Here is a 13,541-nt window from a genome sequence, read left to right on the forward strand (position 1 = left end):
TTTGGTTAGCGAAGGCGTTTCGGAATCATCATCCCGGCCATCTGGCCCTTACGCTTAATGTGACCGTCGAGGCTGTAGCGGATACCGTCCCAGCAGTGCTCATAGCCATCGGCGAGCTTCGGCAACACCTCACCGGTGATGCGGTCCGTTTTGTACGACCACATGCGAGCCTCACGCGCCACGTTCTTGCAACGCGGGTGAATAATGATTTCGTCGAAACCGCGAAGATGGGCGATACCGTCCTCAACGCTCCCCTGCCATTTCTCGGCAGCTGAGATGTTGAATCCCTGCCGCTTGAGATAGCTAATCGTCTCGGGTCGAGCGGAGTCGGCCTTGATGGGCCAGTCACGCGATCCGGGAATTGTGTCGTATAGCTCTGGCATGTGGTCGAGCTCTGTCTGCTGCCCGTACGCCTCGTATTCGATGTACAGCCGGTTGTGCAAGATGAACGAACGAACCAGCGTGTTAGGGTCTTTGGCGAAACCGAAGTCGGCACCGAAGAACAGGCGATCAGCTTCTTTCCAGAGATTTTCCGAGAACTCAGCGATCCGGTATTTACCGGCCAGAACCTGCTTATCGGAGTTTTCGAGATAGGCCCCTTCCCATACCCAGGCGTATGTTGCCGGGTCGAGGCGGCGCTGATCGTTCTGTCGCTCACCTTCCAGCACGTCGGGGAACCACGGGTTATCCGTGTAGTTCATTTCAACGGTGATGCAGTCGTCACCAGCCTCTTTTCGGAAACGTTTATCCGTTGCGCTTCCGTCGCGCTCCGGGTTCCACGTCACCCAAATCTCCGAACCTTCCTCACGAACTGTCGGGCTAAGCTTCTGCCAGGCTATTTCGCTGACTGATTCAGCCTCGTCCACCCAGCAGAGTAGGATGCGCGCTTTCGACTTGATGCTGTCGAGGTTATGCCGCAGACCGCAAAAGACATAGTTAACGCTCTTGTCGATGGTGCGAATGTACTTCTCGCCGATATCAAAGTTGGCGGCCAGCCAGGGAACAGACAGGATCGCCTGTTTCACCTCCTGCATGCTCGACTCTTCCAGCGAGTTCATGAACTCACGCGCGCAGAGCACCACTCCGCTCTCACCGTTCATCATCGACTGATACGCCTTCACGGCTGTCATCAGTGCGAAGGTTCGCGTCTTAGCGCTGCCACGCCCACCATGCGAGCACCGGTAACGCTTATTCACGGCAGTGAACAGTGGCGCAAGCTTGGCGGGGATCGGCAGTTGAACAGCTTCACTCATGCTTTCGGCTCAACGGGGAGTAGCTGGATGATGGTCGGCTGCGGAGTCATGGTTCCGTCCGGGCTGGTGTGCTCGACCTTCTGTTTGTTGCTGTACGCATCCCCGCACTCTTTGGCGGCCTGCTCCATCAGCGAGGCAGCCAGCGCCATGTTTTTCATTCCCTCGGCGCGAGTCATCATCCGGTCAAGCGCGCGGAGACGATAGGCTTTGTTGGCGATCGGAATATCTGAAATCTCGGTCTGGAACCGCTCGCGGGTAGCATTGAAAAGGTTTACCCATTTCTTAGCCAATCCCTTACCGCTAACCTTCGTCGGGTCGTGTGATTCAACCTGCTGAGGAGTTACTTTTATCCCAAAATTTTTTTGGATGGCCTCGACCACAATCGACAGGGTGTCATAGCACGCAAGCATTTGAACGATGGCGGCTTTCACTTCTGGTTTTAGTGCAGCCATACATCACCATCCTTCCAAAGCATTCCAAATTTACGCCAGCTTCAGCATGCACGTCCCGCACGCCCTGGCAACATCGATATGAGCAACCTCCGCCGGCCTGTTCGCCGCATCAACCATTTCCTGCACGTCTTTGCTGGCGCCGTAACGCCGGACCACTCCAACGAACTCTTCGACGTCATGGCCGCGAAGCTTCAGAACCGGCATCCCGGTCTCTTTGTTGAACTTCGGCGCGCCGTAATCATCGGTAGCCTGGGCAATGTGGTAAAGCTCATGCTCCACCAGTGCGCAGAACTCCAGATCGTTGCATTGCTCGCAGTAGTCGGCAGCCAGGGTGATGATGAACTTCGGTATGCGTCCGAACCATTCATGCATCTGCTGTTCCATGCGGGACTTCTGCCAGCCGCCGGCGCGCATCATTACCTGCTCACACTGACCAAGCACAATGCGCCCGCTTTTGGCGAATGAGCCAGAGGCCCACATGAACGCGACATCAGCGTCGAGCAAGTGCGTATGGTCGTGATTATGGATTCGCCCGTCTTCAGAGAGGATGTTCTGATTTACCCATTCGCCGATTTCGGCAGCAGGGATTAGCCGGGTATATGGCAGCCAGTTTTCGCCAGTGAAGTTGACGGGAGGGTATGGTCTGCGATTGTCATTTTCAGTCATGCAGAACAATCCTCTGGGCACCGAAGATACTTGCTCGGTAATTTCGACACCAATGCATCAACAAACTTATATAAAACTCTGTCAATGGCGTATTTCAGACGCAATTTGCAGAACTTTATAATCACGTCTTCTTTCCAATTCCAGGGCTAATCCGGATACACTTCTTAGTGAGCCAGCCCCAGCGCAAAAGCACTGAAAGGATGAGCAGCGGCTTCATATGTGGGCGAAGCGTAATTTCCGCCATTAGGATCCCAGTAGTGCGCATATGGATTACCTCGTTGTGACATTATCGAGCCACCTCTTGAAGTGGCTCTGTAATGCCTAACAGTCGTCATCAGGTTGAGCAACAGCGCGACATCCGAACATACAAGCTTTCTGCATTTCAGTTTTTGCCATGGCGATCCAGCGTGGGTCAGCATCACCACCTTTAAGGAACTCCAGCTGCGCGATGAATTGGCGGCTAATTTCTTTCAGCCGGTTCATATTGGCTATATCTTTCTCATCAAGTTTGCGATAGCCCTTTACGGTGCTGCCGTCCTGCGGTTTAGCTTCACTCATTTCGTAGCCTTTTCGGTTGGTTGCTGATTGATTACTTCTTAACGCTGTCCGGCATAACCGCGCCAACAACGCCAGCCAGCGCTACGCCGCCAGCGATGACGGTTTCCTGAATGTCCGGCGGCATCTGGTAGCCAAATACGCCAGCAATGACCAAAATGATGCCGCGCCAGGTTGACGGCTCTTTCAGCCGGTTAATGAGATAGTTCATAGTTCCACTCTTTCCTTTACCCAACCATAGAGAAAATCTTCATTTGCCGCCCGAGCTTCAGCAAGCTCAAGATAGCGAGCCCCCTGGCTGCAATTCAGCGCCTTTAGCAGCGTGGCTTCGCCATCTTTGCCACGAACGGCGAGATAACTTTTCAGGGCGGCGATGGTGAGATCGCCGATCGCGCCGTCCGTCTTCAGATCCGGATATAGCTTGCCCTGCATATTCAGCGCCGATAACCAACGCTGCAGGAATGTACTGGCGACACGCGGTCCCATGTTCACGCCGGTATCACACAATTCCTGTGCAATTACTGGCGACAACTCGGCAATGCGGTCGAACTTCGGTTCAGTCCAGTATTGCGACAGATAAATTGCTTTGGCTGTATCCCGTGGTAACGCCTTCATATCGCCGCTATAGCCATATGCGCGGGCGGTAGTCTGCGTGATACCCCAGCGCGTTGGGCCGCCTTTATCATTCGGGTTATTTACGTAACCCCCTTCTTTACCGAGGATGCCCTCAATAATCTGATCTGCTGTCATGGCGCCTTAACTCCGGTAATGCGCTCCCAGAAATAGGTCAAAGCAACAGAACCCATTGCCCCGCTAATTCCGGAAGTGGCCAGTATCATGTAAATGCTGAGTCCGCTTTCAATGCTCACCAGACCAGCAATAACGCCGGTAAACCCTGAAACCACCATTTGGGCAAGAGCATTGATCAAGCTCCATGCTGCCTTGCTCTGCTTCACATCTATCAGGTAGCGGACAAGTCCACCCCAGCAAGCAATGATCAGCAGAACCAGCCAGGACATCCCGGCAATGCTTTCTTTATCTTGCATACGTTTAGCCATATCACCTCCGAAAGAACGGGGTGCTGTTTGTGTAGAGTGGAAGGATGCTAGGAAACAACGACCGGACATCGCAAATAAAAAACCCGGCGACAGGCCGGGAAGATGAGGGTGTGGCAATGTCGGCTCTTCGGCCTAAGGGTCCCAGGTAGTGGGTTCTGTGTGCGGCGTACCGCAAATAAAAAAGCCCAAGGCGTTAACCTCGGGCTTGAATTTTTTTGGCTTCGGAACGACTGAACGGATTCCCAGCGTTAGAGATGAATCTATCCAGTTTTTCCGCGAAATGCAATACCTATTTCCTATATATTTTCAATATCAGAGAAAATTATTTTCATCTCGTTACTTTTGAGAGAATGGCATCAGCCATAGACTCCTGCTTATGGCATTCGGCGACAAGTTCCTCAAAGAGCGGCTGAAGTTGGTCATAAGCCGCCGTTTTCTTTATCTCCGCAACAGTATTAATTCCCTCTATCACCGTTGAGAACTTCAGTCTGGCGTAACCTCTTCCACCGCAGCGGTCACAGGCTTTCATCACCGGAACGCCCTGGCGATCGCTTTCTGCCTTGTCCAGCACCTTACCTTTGCCATGGCAGCGACACGAATTGCTGATAACGCCTTTTCCGTTACACGGCTTGCATTTAACTCGCACCACCTCACGCGCCTGTGTCCAGCTCTCCCAGTCGCTTGGGCGAACGGCACGCGACATTTTCGACCAGTAAGGCGGTTTCCCCCATGGGTATGAGACCTTGTTGGTAAACACTTGCGCCTCTGTAAATCCGCCACCATCACAGCAATCACATTTTCGAGTGCTGGCAGCACTTCTTGAATAATCCTGGTATGCAAAAGCGCAGAGAACCTTAAGCACGCCTGACCGAGCTGATTCATCGAGTTCAGACAGTGCTCTGAATTTACCTGATAACTTACGTGCCTGCTCATAGAGTCTCTCCAGTGCTATATCTGGGCTGCTAATGCCGATTTTCGAGAGGTAAAGATCGAAACCAAACCCGCACTTGTGGCCAGCAAGGCCAAGCGCCGCCATAACGTCAGTGCCGGTGAGACTGTCTGATGCGGTTGCGCGAGGAGAGTCACTGAACATCGGTGATTTAGGCGCAAAGTATTTAGCGATTGATTCGAGGTTCATTATGCGGCTTCCTTCTGTGGCTGGTTGGTTTTGGTCTGGCTGTGCTTTGCTACTGGCGGTAGGTTGGCGCGCTTAACGCTTTCTGCCTGATACTTTTCGAAATCAGCTCTGGTCATGATTCCACCACTCCCGTGCTGACTTTCTGTATTCAGGGTTTTCTGTCTGACAGATAATTTCCGCTCGATCGCCGCTTATCAGTTCGCGAGCTTTCGCATACAGCCTTTCTCTTTTCGAAAGCTGTGTCGTTTCATACCAGGTGCTGGCAACGAACTTTCTCGCTTCAACTGGAGTGAATGTCTTCACGCTGCCTCCCGCTGTTTCAGTGCTTTGAGCTTGACGCGGTACTTATCGCGGATCCGGATGAAGTCTTCCCGGCGGTAGTTGGTCATCTCATGGGGGCCATTGAGCCAGTCGACGTATTCCTGGCCGTAACGAGCGACCAGGCCAGCTTCGTATTGCTGCGCGACCGTCGCCTCTTTGGCGGTGTATTTGCCCGCTCCCGCATTACACGATTTGCACTGCTTATGGGCGTTGCGTTCTTCAAAGCGCAATTCAGGGTTGGCGCCGACCGTTTTGAAGTGGCCGCAGTCCCATTGCCCGCCGTGCAGATCAGGCGGGTTGGCCTCGCCGCAGCTAATGCATGGCAAATCAGCATCACGCGCTCGGATGTAGGCGTTGAAAGCCTGCTGAGCCTGCGCTTTGTAGTAACCAGCAGGCCGTAGCTCTGCCAGGCGTTCCTTGCGGCGTTTGCGCCCGGCCTTCTCTGCCTCTTTCTGCTCCTTGATTCGCTTAGCGGCGGCTTTCACCTTCTCCTTCTCGCGTTCTTCCATTGCGAGGATTGCGCCGTGTTCCGGGCAGCACCAGCGGATCCGGATGTCGTGGAATTTCGGCACGAAGTATTCACCGCATACTTTGCACTTGCGGCGGGATGGTTTACACATGGGAACCACCTTGAACCTGTACCAGTGTGAGGTTTCCGCAGAACACGGCACCGGTATCGATGTACATCTGGTTGGCATACTTCAGGGGCTGGCGCGCTGGGGTGTGGCCGAAGATAAACAGATCAGCACCGGCTATCGGCGATACAATGCCGTCCAGAGCGTCGCTAACCCGCTCACGATTCCAGATCACCATTTCTTCGGGTATTGGCTTATCGAACGCATATTCGTTATGCGGGTAGTCAGCGTGGCAGATAACGATTTTACGCTCAGCGGTAAACAGCTCGATGATCAGCGGCAACTCAGTGACTTTGTGAGCCAGCGCTTTAGCCAGAATCTCTTTGTCGTAGTCCAGATAGAAGAACCACCCACCGCCGTTTGCCACCCAGTGATTAACATTTCCATGCTCTGACAGGCCATCAATCATCATCTGCTCATGGTTTCCGCGCACAGCCCGGAACCACGGCATAGTAATCAGCTCCAGGCACTCGACGTTTTCCGCGCCGCGGTCAACAAGGTCTCCAACCGAAATCAGCAAATCACACGCAGGGTCGAACGAAACTTTTTCGAGCTCATTCATCAGCAGCGTGTAGCACCCGTGCAGATCGCCGACGACGAAAATATTGCGCCATTCAGCGCCATTAATGCGTTGATACATGCTCATGCAGATTTTCTCCTCGCCGCGAGACGCAGCCATTTCTGATCCACCAGGCTGGCGGTGTAGCCTTTCAGTGTCGGGATGTCGGACGGCTTAACCACGGTCTTGCGCTGGCGGCGCGCCGTAACGCGGAAGATTTCGTTTGTGATGACGCGGGAAAGTGGGCTACTCATTGCGCTCACCCCAGCGTTTAGCCCATTCAATTTCAAGGCGAGATTTTTCGCTGAACTTGACGTTCTGCTGAGTGCCAAACCAGTAGATAGCCTCAATGACTTCGACCATCTGGCGGACAGTCATCTTACTGGTGCGCTGACCGAACATCACAACGCCACCATCAAGGCCGGGTGCCATGCGCTGCTCTTGCTTTTTGGACTTGGCGACCATAGCGGTGATCAGGTCTTTCCAGTCATCAGAATCGTACTTATTGCCAAACCACGTAACCTGGTCGGAGAGATCTTTAAGCAGCGGCCACATTTTTTTGTTCTGATCGAGTGTGCGGGTCATCTCCTTGATATCGAGAACTAACGGGCGCTTGGCATCCACCGGTAGCTCCCGGATGAAGTTGATAGCGTTTTGCTTGATGGCGTCGTTGACGAGGTGGAATTGCTGCTTCATACGCCACCTCCGAGAGGTAACGCAGAATGCAGAAAATCGCAGGTGCATTTCTGCATCTGTAACAAGGTGAGGATTTCATATTGTGGTCGCATTTAAGTCCCCTTAAATGCGCAGAAGTCACCGGAGTTGTTCAGGCTCCGATGACATGATTATGGACGGTTGATTCAACAAAATCAACGTAAGAGAAAGGCCTCCGGAGAGGCCAATGAGTTAGTCGTCCACGCGTTTAAAGCACAGCGGGCAAACATCATTTCCACCGTGCTCTTCGTATGCGCCTTTAACGGCATCAGTCATCTCTTTAAAATTTTCAAATGGATGACCACCATTGCTTTTTTTATAAGCTCCAGCTGCGTATTTATAGATGTTAGCCTCATCTACGCCTTCATCAACATAAGCGCCCTCATGATGGGGGCACTGCGTTAAAGCGCCAACCCTACCAAGCATCTCCAATGCCCAACACTCTTGTTTCATGCAAAGTTGATCGATACTCATAACGCCTCCTGTTGGTTTTACATCGCCAAATGAATGTACCACCAAGAAAGAGGAAATGAAGCCGTTAAATTGTAAAACATGTGTATATATCAATGAGTTAAAATAGTTTGCTATTTTTTCTTACAGCCTTTCTGCATCGAATGGGTTAGGCATCATGAGACACCACTGTTGGCGAACTTAATGGGCAGGCGATACCGATCGGGTGCTTACCATTGCAGATAAAGCACCGCATCTCGCTAAGCACCTGAGGATATGTATTGATCGTCTTCGGAGGATTGTCCTCGCTCAATGCATCCCGGAACGCGACCGCTACAACCTTCCCGCCCAAAGCTTCCATATGGGCATGTACTGGCGGCTCCTTTCCGTCTTCGAACTCAATGACGAAAGTAAACTTGCCCATCACTTCACCTCCTGTTGCGGTGCTGCTGGCAGCGAGCAAGCTTCAACTGCGGCCTCATGTATTCGCTTGATGGTGTCCCAACTCACAGGTATTTCAGCATCCCACCCACCTTCATCGTTACAGTCCTCGCATCCTTCTCCACCGCATGACTGGCAAACGATACGATTAGTGACGTGAAACTCACCAGACAATGCGCCTTTTCCACCGTTCTCTGCTGTCAGCTTCTTCGGCATGATGCAGAAACCATCCGGAATCACCGGAGAGTTGCCGCTCACGGCCTCCTGAAAGCGTTCAAGCTCCACGTACTCCTGACATGACCACCCGCCATCAATAAAATCGCGAGCTTCAACAGCGTCGAAAGTGAACGATGTTTCACCGCCAGTTGGTGAGGTTAAGCCGTACAGGTCTGCTACCGGCTTAAATTGCGTGACTGGTATGGTACCCTCATTGGTGAGGGTGCCATTGGCACCCTGAAGCATGGCTGCTCGATAGGCGTTCCAGCCGACAGCTTTTCCGTGTTCAAACGCGCTGTCAAAGTCATCATCCATTTCCATCGCAGCGGGCACAGATACCGACGCTGGGTGGCGGCCATATTCTATTACCCTTCCCCACAACTGAAGTTGCTCGTTATCCGCATAGTCGCCAGATGGAACACCGCACATATCAAGGCAGTGAATTACTGCTCTTGCTTGTTCTGCCAACACCTTATCTTCATCGGACACTGGCGCTGGCGCTGGCGGTGCGGAGTAAAAATACTCATCCTCAATCCCATCAACGGGCTTTGAGAAGCCGATAAAATCACCATAATGCCAAGGATAGGGGCCGTATGGTTCAGAGGTCACACGACGCCACCGGTGAATGGCAGGCCCCGCTTCGAGCGATGCCAGCGCGATACGAGCCAGCTCCAGTTCTTCTTCAAGCTCCGCGCGAGAATCAGCGAAAGCGGCCTGAGTAACAGCAAACTCCAGGCTCTTAACCTTTTCGCGCGCACGTTCGCGTAACTGTTCTTTGGTAATAGTGCTCATGGGTTAGTCCTCGATGGTCGGCATGAATGACAGGTCAGCAAAGAACTCGCCAAATCCAAAGCACACTGAGTAAGCAAGGCGACCGTGATGCTTGTACCCAGGATTGGTGATATCGGTAGTGGCATAAGTAGCTGTGATTTCTGCAACCACTTCCTCAGGTTTCGATGGCGTCTCGACCCAGGGTATGCAAATCAGATCAAAGTCACGCGCCATTGTCCCGTGAATAGCCATCGCATAACCATGCTTACGGGCTATCTCTGCCAGCGCTGGGTATAGAGCGCAGTAAACTGGTGCCAGGTTAGCTGGTTTCACGTTCACTCCCCTTTACCGGCTGCGGAGGCGCGTTCCGCGTCCCACTTCTGCATGTATTCTTCGATATCACTCCATGCTTCACCCGAAGCAGCCAGCGCATCAATGACTGACTGGCGTTCACTGTGCTGTTCTTTACGCTCCAGCTCAGCAATCCGCTTCTCTGCGGCTTCCAGCTTTGCCTCAGCCTCTTTCAGATTCTTTTGCAACCGATCGTTGCCATCCACGATTTTGCATACTTCACGCTGTAGAGTTTCCTCAGACCTTTCCAGCGCCTCGCGGAATACGCGCATGCTGACCACTTTCTGAGGCAGCTCGCTGACGCAATGCAGTGGCGTGAAGAGCTCACGACGAGCCATACGAGCGGCTACGATGAGCAGGATGTTTCCTGATTCGCGCGCTGATTCAGCAGTCAAAGCATGTTTGTCGATGTTGCTCATTGGGCTGCCTCGCTGGTTAACTTTTCGAAGATTGCGTCAAGGGCTTTTCGTTTTCCTACATGCCCGCCACCAACCCACTCTCCACGAAGCAAAGCGTAATATTTGCCGTCGTCTTCGTGGTATGGGCCACGGATCGACCAGTCGGTTGTAATAGCGTCGATCGCCTTTTTAGTTTCTGCGAAATCCATCATGCTCATGACTGCACTCCTTTACGAAGCTGGGCGGCGAACTCGCGGGCATCATCACCGCTGATATCTGCATGCATCTCTTTGGCAAACATCTCCACGCCTTGAGCCCGTAATTCAGCCAGGAAAGCGTCGGTAGATGTGGTTGGCGGAATGCACTGAATGGCTTGCTGTAAACGTCGCTGGTAGATATCAATCAGCTGATCACTCCCTGACTCCATAACGGCGTCATGGAATCCCTCAGCTAAAGTAGCGCCAAAACTTCCAGCCTGCTCATTCATGATTGCGAGTAATACCCCATTCTCCGCAGCCAACGCCGCGCATCTGGCTTCAAGTGAGGCGTAGTCTTCGTAATCCACAAGACTTCCGTTTTCGTCTTCAAATACTGAAGATGGACCATTGACTTCGTAACGTTTTACGCTCATACCCCTACCCTCCCCCAAACCATCAATACTCGCTTCATAGCCGCGCTGTTGCGGCACTCCTGAAATATTCCGTTGGTGCAACTGCGCGCCGTACCAGCCTGCTCTTCCGGCGTAGCCAGGCGATAAGTCACCGTTCGCCAGACCTTGCTCACGCGCACAATCTTCCGGGCCCGCTCCAGATCGATAGCGTTCTTCGTGATGCAGTTGATGGTCATGCCGCACTCTGTGGCAACATCCTTCGCAGTGAAGGTCCGGTGCGTTTCGAGATAACGCAGAATTGCCTGTTTGCCTTTCATCTCACACCATCCCGTTCGACTTGTTGCGGTTGTACTTGGCCTGAAGCAGCTGGATCGGCGTCGGTCCGTGCTCAGCAGCTGGTGCTGCAATTGCCCGGCGTACCGGCGGAACTGGCTTACCCTCTGTGACGCGCTTCTCCCACATGTCCAGTAGATCGCCAGCCTCGCGTGCCAGCTCACCATGCGTTAACTGGCGCTCTGTGCTGCGGTGGCGTAACTCGACGCAGATGTGGTACATGACCGGCTGCGACCAGGGGAATTGTTCGCTGGAGGTGAATTCGAACGAGCGGTTACGCCAGTCCCAGTATTCGGCGATCACCTGGTCAACGGTGATACCCAGCACCCCGCCGCTCTGTTTGCACCAGGCGACGAACTGGCCCGGCGACGGAAGGAATGGGCGTACCTGGCTGCGAGCCACTCGCATACCGGCATCAACCTGCGCCATTGAGTGGATCCCGTTCTCCTGAAACGCCAGTAGCCACTGACGGCGGAATTCGTTCAGGTCGTCCTGGGTGCGGAAGTTCGACATGCTGGCCGGGAACGCGGCGCGCAACTCGTTGAACAGCTTGTTGAATACCTGCGCTACCTGCTCGACCGGCGCGCGCTCCTGGTACTGCTCTGGCAGGTTGTGGGCCATGCGGCTCATCTGCTCGCGGTCATGGTTACGCATCTGCTCTGCAAGAGATTTCATCGCATCACCTCATAGGCCCAGTCAGTGTTGTTGAAGTCCAGATCCGGCTTGCCAGGTTCTTCGCCTGTCTGCTGCTTGTTGCGTTTGATATCGAGTTGAGTCCACTTGTCGCGCAGCGTTGCCGGGCATAGAACATTCCCCTTCCAGAACTTGTCGTTACAGGCCCATTTGAACAGGGCAGCGATTTCGTAATGGGTGCGATCGTCACGCTCGCGCATCAGGCGGATGTCGTTAGCCCACGCTGCGTAGTTTGGTTTTTTGGCAGATGGTGAAATGCTTTGCACCATGGTGAACAGCCATTCAGCGCAGCGTAGGTCTTCTGAGTTACCCCACTTCGTGCCGCTCTGAATTGCCGCTTCAGGTTTCATGACAGGCGGTTTCTTTCCGGGCTTGTCAGAGGATTCGTCAGAATTCTCGGACGTAGAGTTATTTATATTCTTGTTATTACCTTCTTGTTCATGATGTGCGGGGAATTGTGCGGCCTTATGTGCGGCATACCCGTCTGAACCAGCGCCGTTACTGGCTTCATAATGTGCGCCTGTATGTGCGGCTTTATGTGCGGGTAAGTCGTCCATTTTTTGAACATATTCGACGTAATTTGTGATGGTGATCACCCTGCCTTTTCGCTTCTCTCCCTCGATGGAAATCATCCCTTCGCGGACGAAAACTGACAGCATTCTCTCCACAGCGTCGCGGCTTGTCGGGTTTCCCTGACGGTCACACAACTGAAGGCCAAGATCTGCAGCAGTGACGACCAGTTGACCGGGTTGCAGAGGCCATTGCTTGCCCTTGAAGAATGCCGTGTATGGCTGTCTGGCTGCGTCAATGAGCAGGTTCTCCCACAGCGCGCGCAGGAACACATCCTTAGCCCAGGACTTCTTCTTGATGCTCCGGTACAACGGGACGTAACCAGACTTCTGGTTCTCCATCCTGTTGCTCCTTGCGGCTGAGTGCGCCGCGAAATTTGCGTAAGCGACGTTCGACACAGTTAAACCTCCTGCGCCTGGCGTTTTGGATTAGCATTTGTCATAATGACCTCGCACTTGTTATCTGCATTTGCACCTGAAAGTCGGTTCTGTTCGCGCAGACCGGCTTTCGCCATTTTTGTAGTTCTCACATAACCCCCAGCATCGACGTAACCATCGTCATCAGCGGTCCTACCTGCTCCGGCATGAGGCGGAACAGCGACGCTATACCCTCGCTTACCTCTTTCAGCTTCTGATGCTCTGGAGCGTCCAGCAGCACGGCCTGTTTAGCTTCTGCGAGTTCTTTCTCGGCCTCAGCCAAGCGAGACATTTTGCAATCTGCACCGATCAGACGAGTGCGATACTCAACCGGCAGCACGGCCATAATTGCCGGTGTCAGCTGGCGCACGTTCTCGCGGTATTGTTCTGAGTCGAAACGGTTATCCAGGAAGCGGAAAAGCTTCTGGCGCGCCCGGCTGATGTCTTCCGGAAAGCTGATGGCGGTCCCGCCCTGCTCCCGGTATTCGTTGATGATCAGCGCCGAAACGACGTCCTGATTGTCCAGCGCCGACGACCATGCCCGGACCGCATCGCGGATCTTTTCGTGGTCTGGCGCCGCCTTAGGTTGAGCGCGGTTTATCACCGCTGCCGGGTGTATTACGGTATTGTGTTGATACGCAAGTGAATGCATTGCTTTCCCTTTCGTTGTTAAGGCCGCCGTTAAGCGGCTGTTGTTTTATTCGGCTCATCGCCAAAAAGAAGCCATTCAGGTTCACATTTGAGAGCCCGAGCCAGCTCAACCAAATAACGTGGACGCTTAGTAGTCCCGGCCTCGATGGCCTGAAGTGATTGCTGTTTCATACCAGCCAGTTTTGCTAACTGGTCCTGAGACAGATTCATCTCTTCACGTTTTTGCTTGAGGCGTTGAGAAATTGTTTCCATATCACCTCCACAGTTTTATCTGTATTCTGTGACAGTTA

General features: G+C 53.2%; 25 protein-coding genes. All 25 read right to left on the minus strand.

Annotation, left to right across the window (positions count from 1 at the left end; genetic code table 11):
• Positions 1-5: 5 nt before the first annotated feature.
• The 25 genes from L383_RS14750 to L383_RS14645 all read right to left on the minus strand — a co-directional run bounded on the left by L383_RS14750 (position 6) and on the right by L383_RS14645 (position 13,503).
• Positions 6-1,253, minus strand: coding sequence for a PBSX family phage terminase large subunit (locus L383_RS14750; RefSeq protein ID WP_023330668.1), 1,248 nt, complete (start codon positions 1,251-1,253; stop codon positions 6-8).
• Positions 1,250-1,705, minus strand: coding sequence for a DUF2280 domain-containing protein (locus tag L383_RS14745; protein ID WP_023330669.1), 456 nt, complete (start codon positions 1,703-1,705; stop codon positions 1,250-1,252). The genes L383_RS14750 and L383_RS14745 overlap by 4 nt, the downstream gene beginning before the upstream one ends.
• Positions 1,706-1,735: 30 nt before the next feature.
• Positions 1,736-2,371 carry a putative metallopeptidase gene (locus tag L383_RS14740; protein ID WP_023330670.1) on the minus strand — a complete coding sequence of 212 codons (636 nt, stop codon included), beginning with the start codon at positions 2,369-2,371 and terminating at the stop codon, positions 1,736-1,738.
• A gap of 321 nt (positions 2,372-2,692) precedes the next feature.
• A complete protein-coding gene (locus tag L383_RS14735) occupies positions 2,693-2,929 on the minus strand; it encodes an Acb2/Tad1 domain-containing protein (RefSeq protein WP_023330672.1) in 237 nt (78 codons plus the stop codon).
• Between the two features lie 31 nt (positions 2,930-2,960).
• Positions 2,961-3,137, minus strand: a complete 177-nt coding sequence (locus L383_RS26095) for a hypothetical protein (protein WP_023330673.1) — start codon at positions 3,135-3,137, stop codon at positions 2,961-2,963.
• Positions 3,134-3,676: a glycoside hydrolase family 108 protein gene (locus L383_RS14730; protein WP_023330674.1), complete on the minus strand. Its 543-nt coding sequence runs from the start codon at positions 3,674-3,676 to the stop codon at positions 3,134-3,136. Before L383_RS14730 ends, L383_RS26095 begins: the two co-directional genes overlap by 4 nt.
• Positions 3,673-3,972 (minus strand): phage holin family protein, encoded by a 300-nt coding sequence (locus L383_RS14725; protein WP_155857904.1) that lies wholly within the window; start codon positions 3,970-3,972, stop codon positions 3,673-3,675. The genes L383_RS14730 and L383_RS14725 overlap by 4 nt, the downstream gene beginning before the upstream one ends.
• 340 nt (positions 3,973-4,312) lie before the next feature.
• On the minus strand, positions 4,313-5,122 hold the full coding sequence (locus L383_RS14720) for an antitermination protein Q (protein ID WP_023330222.1): 810 nt from the start codon (positions 5,120-5,122) through the stop codon (positions 4,313-4,315).
• Positions 5,122-5,238 (minus strand): hypothetical protein, encoded by a 117-nt coding sequence (locus tag L383_RS26355; protein WP_023330677.1) that lies wholly within the window; start codon positions 5,236-5,238, stop codon positions 5,122-5,124. The genes L383_RS14720 and L383_RS26355 overlap by 1 nt, the downstream gene beginning before the upstream one ends.
• Before the next feature lie 183 nt (positions 5,239-5,421).
• On the minus strand, positions 5,422-6,063 hold the full coding sequence (locus L383_RS14715; protein WP_023330678.1) for a recombination protein NinG: 642 nt from the start codon (positions 6,061-6,063) through the stop codon (positions 5,422-5,424).
• Positions 6,056-6,724 (minus strand): serine/threonine protein phosphatase, encoded by a 669-nt coding sequence (locus L383_RS14710; protein ID WP_023330679.1) that lies wholly within the window; start codon positions 6,722-6,724, stop codon positions 6,056-6,058. Before L383_RS14710 ends, L383_RS14715 begins: the two co-directional genes overlap by 8 nt.
• Positions 6,721-6,891, minus strand: a complete 171-nt coding sequence (locus L383_RS14705) for a NinE family protein (RefSeq protein WP_023330680.1) — start codon at positions 6,889-6,891, stop codon at positions 6,721-6,723. The genes L383_RS14710 and L383_RS14705 overlap by 4 nt, the downstream gene beginning before the upstream one ends.
• Entirely contained in the window at positions 6,884-7,333 is a 450-nt protein-coding gene (locus tag L383_RS14700) for a recombination protein NinB (protein WP_023330681.1), read from the minus strand. Before L383_RS14700 ends, L383_RS14705 begins: the two co-directional genes overlap by 8 nt.
• Positions 7,334-7,543: 210 nt before the next feature.
• Positions 7,544-7,825, minus strand: a complete 282-nt coding sequence (locus L383_RS14695) for a hypothetical protein (RefSeq protein WP_023330682.1) — start codon at positions 7,823-7,825, stop codon at positions 7,544-7,546.
• Positions 7,826-7,970: 145 nt separating this feature from the next.
• On the minus strand, positions 7,971-8,225 hold the full coding sequence (locus L383_RS14690; protein ID WP_023330683.1) for a hypothetical protein: 255 nt from the start codon (positions 8,223-8,225) through the stop codon (positions 7,971-7,973).
• On the minus strand, positions 8,225-9,250 hold the full coding sequence (locus L383_RS26360) for a hypothetical protein (protein WP_023330684.1): 1,026 nt from the start codon (positions 9,248-9,250) through the stop codon (positions 8,225-8,227). The genes L383_RS14690 and L383_RS26360 overlap by 1 nt, the downstream gene beginning before the upstream one ends.
• Before the next feature lie 3 nt (positions 9,251-9,253).
• A complete protein-coding gene (locus tag L383_RS14685; protein ID WP_023330685.1) occupies positions 9,254-9,562 on the minus strand; it encodes a hypothetical protein in 309 nt (102 codons plus the stop codon).
• A 2-nt stretch (positions 9,563-9,564) separates the two neighbouring features.
• The gene (locus L383_RS14680; RefSeq protein ID WP_023330686.1) at positions 9,565-9,999 is read right to left on the minus strand and encodes a hypothetical protein; all 435 of its coding nucleotides are present in this window, start codon (positions 9,997-9,999) and stop codon (positions 9,565-9,567) included.
• Positions 9,996-10,196, minus strand: coding sequence for a hypothetical protein (locus tag L383_RS14675; protein WP_023330687.1), 201 nt, complete (start codon positions 10,194-10,196; stop codon positions 9,996-9,998). Before L383_RS14675 ends, L383_RS14680 begins: the two co-directional genes overlap by 4 nt.
• On the minus strand, positions 10,193-10,609 hold the full coding sequence (locus L383_RS14670; protein ID WP_023330688.1) for a hypothetical protein: 417 nt from the start codon (positions 10,607-10,609) through the stop codon (positions 10,193-10,195). The genes L383_RS14675 and L383_RS14670 overlap by 4 nt, the downstream gene beginning before the upstream one ends.
• Positions 10,606-10,905 (minus strand): hypothetical protein, encoded by a 300-nt coding sequence (locus tag L383_RS14665; protein ID WP_023330689.1) that lies wholly within the window; start codon positions 10,903-10,905, stop codon positions 10,606-10,608. Before L383_RS14665 ends, L383_RS14670 begins: the two co-directional genes overlap by 4 nt.
• A 1-nt stretch (position 10,906) precedes the next feature.
• Entirely contained in the window at positions 10,907-11,596 is a 690-nt protein-coding gene (locus tag L383_RS14660; protein WP_023330690.1) for a replication protein P, read from the minus strand.
• On the minus strand, positions 11,593-12,525 hold the full coding sequence (locus tag L383_RS14655) for a replication protein (RefSeq protein WP_023330691.1): 933 nt from the start codon (positions 12,523-12,525) through the stop codon (positions 11,593-11,595). Before L383_RS14655 ends, L383_RS14660 begins: the two co-directional genes overlap by 4 nt.
• A gap of 184 nt (positions 12,526-12,709) precedes the next feature.
• Positions 12,710-13,252: a toxin YdaT family protein gene (locus tag L383_RS14650; RefSeq protein ID WP_023330693.1), complete on the minus strand. Its 543-nt coding sequence runs from the start codon at positions 13,250-13,252 to the stop codon at positions 12,710-12,712.
• Positions 13,253-13,281: 29 nt separating this feature from the next.
• The gene (locus L383_RS14645; protein ID WP_017693164.1) at positions 13,282-13,503 is read right to left on the minus strand and encodes a helix-turn-helix domain-containing protein; all 222 of its coding nucleotides are present in this window, start codon (positions 13,501-13,503) and stop codon (positions 13,282-13,284) included.
• Positions 13,504-13,541 lie beyond the last annotated feature (38 nt).

Origin of the sequence: Enterobacter sp. MGH 37 (genome assembly GCF_000534515.1) — a bacterium.
GTDB lineage: Bacteria > Pseudomonadota > Gammaproteobacteria > Enterobacterales > Enterobacteriaceae > Enterobacter > Enterobacter kobei.